The 922-nt window shown below is 22.5% G+C and carries 2 protein-coding genes; one reads left to right on the forward strand and one right to left on the reverse strand.

Annotated features, from left to right (window positions below; genetic code table 11):
- A partial coding sequence (locus GQX97_RS12555; RefSeq protein WP_157152239.1) for a TspO/MBR family protein occupies nt 1-358 on the forward strand: 358 nt, incomplete at its 5' end.
- A gap of 21 nt (nt 359-379) precedes the next feature.
- Here GQX97_RS12555 and GQX97_RS12560 read toward each other — a convergent pair.
- Nucleotides 380-922 (reverse strand): TonB-dependent receptor domain-containing protein (locus tag GQX97_RS12560; protein WP_157152240.1); only part of this gene is annotated, 543 nt, incomplete at its 5' end.

Raw genomic sequence — 922 nt, forward strand, 5'->3', positions numbered from 1 at the left:
AAATATAATATTTCCTATAGCTTGGAGCATATTATATCTATTAATGGGTATTTCAATAGCTATTATAATAAATAAATACATAGATGAACAAGATTTAGAAATAAAGAAAAATATTAAAAATTATATATTTCTTTTTATTATTCAGTTTATTTTAAATTTGTTTTGGACTTATATATTCTTYGGATTAAAAAGTCCATTGTTTGGTTTTATAGAAATAATAATTTTAGATATACTTATTATAATTACAATAATGAAATTCAAAACTATATCAAAAGCAGCAAGTTATATATTAATACCTTATATTTTATGGTGCTTATTTGCAAGCTATTTAACTCTCCATGTATTAATATTTAATTGAATAACAGAAAACTATAAAGGGTTAAAAAATAAATGAAATATTTGCAAAATACTCTCTGCTTGATATAGGATAGCCCTTTATAGTTTCATATTTTATATCTAGAATATTTTTTACTCCGCATTTTAAAGAAAGTGTCTTTTTATAATTAAAAGAAGATATTAAATCAAAAGTTGTATAAGATTTATCAGAATCGCTTTTAGTAGTATTRTTATAATCATCTCCTATATACTGAACATTAAACATTAAAGCATATTCATAATTTAAATTAATGCCATAAACATATTCTACAGAAGTATTAAATTGATGCTTTGGAAGACCTGGAAGCGAATTATTATTGACACTCAAATTATATGTATTCTCTCCAGAAAGATAAGAGTAATTACCTTTTACTCTAATACTAGAGTTAATAGAAGCCAATGGTATATTAAAAGTAATAGTTGTTTTATTTCCTTGAGCCATTAGATAACGATTATTTGTAATAGTTAAAGTATCCTTTTTACTTGTTACAAAATACATGCTTTCTATCACTATAAAACTTATAGGCTGCAATTTTATTCCTAAAGT

Origin of the sequence: Brachyspira sp. SAP_772, from assembly GCF_009755885.1 — a bacterium.
Classification (GTDB): Bacteria; Spirochaetota; Brachyspiria; order Brachyspirales; family Brachyspiraceae; genus Brachyspira.